The organism is Mucilaginibacter sp., from assembly GCF_036568825.1.
Classification (GTDB): domain Bacteria; phylum Bacteroidota; class Bacteroidia; order Sphingobacteriales; family Sphingobacteriaceae; genus Mucilaginibacter.
On record NZ_DATCRU010000009.1, the window covers coordinates 1 to 4,672 of the forward strand.

General features: G+C 39.8%; 7 protein-coding genes. 5 read left to right on the top strand and 2 right to left on the bottom strand.

The features are described from left to right. Nucleotides 1-309 precede the first annotated feature (309 nt). Nucleotides 310-999 (top strand): hypothetical protein, encoded by a 690-nt coding sequence (locus tag VIM89_RS02290; protein ID WP_488154506.1) that lies wholly within the window; start codon nt 310-312, stop codon nt 997-999. Between the two features lie 241 nt (nt 1,000-1,240). Continuing rightward, nucleotides 1,241-1,882, top strand: coding sequence for an outer membrane beta-barrel protein (locus VIM89_RS02295; protein WP_488154507.1), 642 nt, complete (start codon nt 1,241-1,243; stop codon nt 1,880-1,882). Nucleotides 1,883-2,095: 213 nt separating this feature from the next. On the opposite strand, the gene VIM89_RS02300 is transcribed toward VIM89_RS02295, so the two are convergent. After that, nucleotides 2,096-2,416, bottom strand: a complete 321-nt coding sequence (locus tag VIM89_RS02300) for a GYD domain-containing protein (RefSeq protein ID WP_488154508.1) — start codon at nt 2,414-2,416, stop codon at nt 2,096-2,098. Nucleotides 2,417-2,650: 234 nt separating this feature from the next. Between VIM89_RS02300 and VIM89_RS02305 the strand changes: the two genes are divergently transcribed. Then, the gene (locus VIM89_RS02305) at nt 2,651-3,007 is read left to right on the top strand and encodes a response regulator (RefSeq protein WP_488154509.1); all 357 of its coding nucleotides are present in this window, start codon (nt 2,651-2,653) and stop codon (nt 3,005-3,007) included. Between the two features lie 154 nt (nt 3,008-3,161). On the opposite strand, the gene VIM89_RS02310 is transcribed toward VIM89_RS02305, so the two are convergent. After that, complete coding sequence (locus VIM89_RS02310) at nt 3,162-3,569, bottom strand: hypothetical protein (RefSeq protein ID WP_488154510.1); 408 nt, start codon at nt 3,567-3,569, stop codon at nt 3,162-3,164. A 141-nt stretch (nt 3,570-3,710) separates the two neighbouring features. Between VIM89_RS02310 and VIM89_RS02315 the strand changes: the two genes are divergently transcribed. Together VIM89_RS02315 and VIM89_RS02320 are read left to right on the top strand one after the other, a co-directional pair. Continuing rightward, on the top strand, nt 3,711-4,232 hold the full coding sequence (locus VIM89_RS02315; RefSeq protein ID WP_488154511.1) for a nuclear transport factor 2-like protein: 522 nt from the start codon (nt 3,711-3,713) through the stop codon (nt 4,230-4,232). A gap of 139 nt (nt 4,233-4,371) precedes the next feature. Further along, on the top strand, nt 4,372-4,672 hold a 301-nt coding region (locus VIM89_RS02320; RefSeq protein WP_488154512.1), incomplete at its 3' end, for a helix-turn-helix domain-containing protein.

The following is a 4,672-nucleotide window of genomic DNA, read 5'->3' on the forward strand; positions in this document are numbered from 1 at the left end:
TTGGCAATAGCCCTTATCGTTGTACAATGTGGCGGCGATCCAGGCTTGCTCTTTAAAACATAATAAATGGCCGGAATATTCTTCCGACCATCACTGCTCTAAAGGGTGCCTTTCTGTTTTTCTGATAAGCGGGTAATAGAGTATATTTTACCTTTACTCCCTATCCGAAGTTTGTACCTTCAAATAATGCAGAATTATTTAAAACAAAATTTAATTTTAAAATATGTTTAAAATTTAAAATAATATATTGAAATTTAAATCGTTATTAGTAAAAATCAATTACCTCTTAACCCTCTAAACCAGAATCAAATGAACACTTTAAAGAAAAACCTTCCGGGCAAGTTGGCAATCGTACTTGTTGTATTGGCATTAGTTGTATCAAACTGTTTTAGCATTAGTCCGGCTGATGCCACGACTATATCAACCAGCAGATTTGCAGAAACGCCGCTTTCGGCTTTTGAAGGCATTTATCAGAATAAGGTAAATACATTCTCCTACTTTAAAATTACAGTTGCCGGTACCACTCTCCTCGCAAAACAGATGGATGGCGACAAGCAAATTGTACTAACCCGTAAATCAGAATTCGGATTTGAAATGAAGGATGATGATGGCGATGAAACCATTCCTGTTACTTTCTCCAAAAATGATGCAGGCGCAATTACAGGAGCGCTGGTAGGCGACAAAGATCAGTGGATTAAGGTAAAAGAGTACATACCCGTAAAGGAGGTAACGCTTACAGCTGCTCAGTTAAAAGCCTTTGAAGGGAAATATAAGTTTGAAGAAAGAGACGATGCCTACCTGCAAATTACAGCCACTTCTACCGGCTTAACCCTGAAACAATTATGGGACAATCGCGAATTCAATTTTATTGCAATCAGTGATGTCGATTTCTTAAACAAACAGGCTGCCTTTCCGCTTAAATTCACCAAAGACGGATCTGGCAAAGTAACCAAAGTGTTAGCCTTTAACCGTGACCTTTGGGATAAAGTGAATGAATAAAGAGTTTTTTGCCTACTCTGTTGGTCGGGATTAAAAACCCCGACCTTAATAACCGTGGATTTGCAATCCACGAAAAGATATAAAATTTAACATAACACTTTCTGAAAACTTTAGTACGCGACAATAAATCCGGTCCAATTATGCATTCATCTTTCAATACTCATTGATTTCTAGTCAATAACGCAACCTATTTAATGCAACTCCGTAAAAGCTAAAAAAACCTTTAGCAATTTATTTAGTCATGAGAAAGACCCTTCTCTTACTTTATTTTATCGGCTCGTCATTTATTGCATTCGGACAATCGGTCCGTTTGGAGTTTAAAGCCGGTGTCAGCCTTTCAAATCAATCGGTCAATACCCTGGGCATGGCAGTTAAAAGCACCAACCTGATCGGCTTTCATGCCGGTGGCCTGTTTAATATTGATGTGATGGATGATTATTTATCAATTCAGCCTGGGCTATTTTACAGCAATAAGGGCTATCAATATAATCAGGCTCTATCCAACGGCACACAAACTGTACAAAAACCAATTATGGGTAAAATACAGTTAAACTATCTCGAGGTGCCGCTGAATGTACTCTATAAGTTTGAAGCTACAAGAAAAATAAATGCCTATTTTGGAGGCGGTGGATATGTAGGATACGGTCTGTCAGGCACATATGCGGTGCAAAGTCAAAGAACCGACATATCCTTTACCAAGTCGATTGAGGGATATCAGTATAAAAACCCCGACTATGGCGTTAATGCGGTTATCGGTTCCGAAATATCTAAACACGTTGTAATAGAGGCAAATTATAGTTTGGGGCTGAATAATCTTTCGTACTACCAAAGCTCAATCATCCACAACCGGTCCATGGGACTTTCAATAGGATATATGTTTTAAGGAAGGTGAAAAATACTAAGGCTCCGTTTCAATCGCTGATCGGGAGCCTTAAACCTAAACCTTATCACAAAAACACAAGTAGGGATACTTTGTGCTTTCTGATACAAAGTTAACTAACCCCGAAATGGCACAGGATTAGAAATACATTAGATTTTATCTTTTGAAAAACTGTTCAGCTCTATAGCTGTATTGAGCGCTTTGTTAACGATCAGGTCAATTACCCGGAGCGCGGTAACTAACTGATTTTTTTGCGGCTTCATCAATATCTTCCGGATCGAGCAGAAGCGTACTTGTGACCGATACCTGTAATGAGGTATTTATATTCAGCGCCAGCGCAGCAGCAGCAATACTGTCCGGCAGCGATACGATCACATAAGCATCAGCATCGCCGAAAGCAAAATAAAATGCCTCCAGTGTGCCGCCCATATCGTTAATTGTTTTTTCAACAACCTGCTTACGTGCGGTGCCGCCCGAACGTAGCAGTCCTTTTACACCCTCAGGGGTATAAGAAGCTCTGACCAGGTACTTTGCCATGATGTGTTTGTTTAAGGGTTGAGTTAGAATACCTTGCGGTATAGTTTATGAATTGCAGAATAAAATTAAATAAAAACCCCGCTAATTTCCTAATGTATTTTTCTGAAAATCAGAAAGTTTTATCAATTATAGGCGATGCATTTTCACCGGTAAAACAAGGCAGTTATAACCTTGTTCCTTATTTGTATTCCATTTTAATTCTATAAATTAGCATTCCATCAATTCATAAACAAAGTGAAAAAATTAGCCATAGTTGAAGAAGATAGCGACGCCCGCGAAATGTCGGCATTTACGTTCGAGAATAGCGGGTACGAAGTGTTTAAGTGTAAAAAGGAAACTGCCCTGGAGGATATCAGCCGCATCAGGCCGCACATTGTAGTAGTAGGCGATCAATTGGGCAATACCTCGGGCAACGAGCTGTGTGTGAAATTGAAAAATAGCGAGCAAACCGGCCTTATTCCCGTTATACTTTATTCAGCTACTAAAACGGTGGATGAAATATCAAAAGGAGGTTGCGCCGATGGCTATGTAGCTAAGCCCATGCAACTGGATGATTTTGTTTACCTGGTACACCGGATAGCATTGAGCTAAAAACAGTGAGAGCTTGAAATTTCTACTTTCTTAAAACATCAGCTCGCTGACATTGTTATTTATTCAGTGTTGTTTGGATTATAAGGAACTATCCTAATAGTTTAAACGACCCAAAACCTCGTACGGAGCACGTGCGGGGTTGTTTTTTTGTCCCCTACCAGAAGAATAAGCCGGCAATAACAGCCGCAGCAATATAACTGATGCACGACGCCAGCAATTTACCCGCAACAAACATTTTATCAAGATTGACATAGATAGAACTGCCAATCTCGGCAATGAAACTGAAACAGGCAAAGCAAATAATCCCCAGCTTAGCGTCTGAAAGTACGCTGTGACCGATAACATAATGTGACCCTATCTTTAAATAAAAGAAGGTAAACAATAGCCCAAACACAATAGACAATACAGTGCTGTAAGTATAACTCGCATAACTTTCAGTCCGCCATGTTTGCGGTGTTGTTGCCTGGTATTTATGAAACAGGTAACCGATCAGGAACCACTCTATGGCGGTATTTGCAAAGCCGATGCAAATAGCCGATAATACAAAATGAAATGCCGACATAGTGATATAAGTTTATATAAATATAATAAATATTATATTGACAATGAGCCGCTTACTCACCGCATACTATTTCAACATTCATTACAAAAAACTGTATATTTATTTAACCAATTAAAACGGCATACCCCAAACCACAAGGTTATGAAAAAGCTGTTGATAGTGATGCTTGTCGCCGGTAGTGCCACTGCATTTGCACAGCAGAAGGTAAAGAGCGGCGTTATTTACAGCCAACACCCTTACATCGAAGTTATGCGTCGGTTTGCTCGGATGTACGAGAAGCAAGATACCGCAGCTATGGGGCGTTTTTTTGCTGATTCGGCAAAAATTTACGGCATGACGCGCTATGCAGTTGACACCTCGAAAGCCGCGCAATGGTCGGTGCCGCCACCCAAAACAGTTGCTGAAGCCAAAGCCGGCTGGGAGCAGGTTTTTGAAACCTGGGAACATATTACTATGAAGCCTATCGGTGTACCCGATGGGCTGGAATATAACAAATCGCGTTTTACAGTGCAGTCATGGTGGCTTATCACCCTCACCAACAAGAAAACCCAAAAAGTAGCCAAGATAGAAATGGTGCTGTTCGATATTTTCAATGCCGACGGCAAAATCGCCGTCCAGGTAGGCTTTTATGATCCTACATCTTTATTGATTGCGATGAAGTGAATTAGTCATTAGTCATTAGTCATTAGTCATTAGTCATTAGTCATTAGTCAACAACAAACTGCTGATTGATTTATTTGAAATAGTCAATACTTAATCTGACAGTTACGATAATTTAAAACACGTAACAGAGATTAGTATTATGACAACACAAGCCAAGATCATCAAAAACAAGTTAGGCATATTAGAGCTTGCCCAGCATTTAGGTAACGTATCACAAGCCTGTAAGGTAATGGGTTATTCACGTGATAGCTTTTACAGATTCAAGGAACTTTACGAACAGGGAGGCGAACTTGCCCTTCAGGAAATCAGCAGAAGGAAACCAGTATTGAAGAACCGTGTTGAAGAACACGTAGAAAAAGCTGTTGTAGAAATGGCTGTCAATCAGCCAGCTTTAGGTCAGTTGAGAGTATCTAATGAACTTAAAAAGCAAGGAATATTAA

Bases quoted from the DNA above. Each gene is read 5' to 3' on its own strand.
- VIM89_RS02310 (WP_488154510.1), bottom strand. From the start codon at position 3,569: ATGTCGGCATTTCATTTTGTATTATCGGCTATTTGCATCGGCTTTGCA.
- VIM89_RS02315 (WP_488154511.1), top strand. From the start codon at position 3,711: ATGAAAAAGCTGTTGATAGTGATGCTTGTCGCCGGTAGTGCCACTGCA.
- VIM89_RS02300 (WP_488154508.1), bottom strand. From the start codon at position 2,416: ATGGCAAAGTACCTGGTCAGAGCTTCTTATACCCCTGAGGGTGTAAAA.
- VIM89_RS02295 (WP_488154507.1), top strand. From the start codon at position 1,241: ATGAGAAAGACCCTTCTCTTACTTTATTTTATCGGCTCGTCATTTATT.
- VIM89_RS02290 (WP_488154506.1), top strand. From the start codon at position 310: ATGAACACTTTAAAGAAAAACCTTCCGGGCAAGTTGGCAATCGTACTT.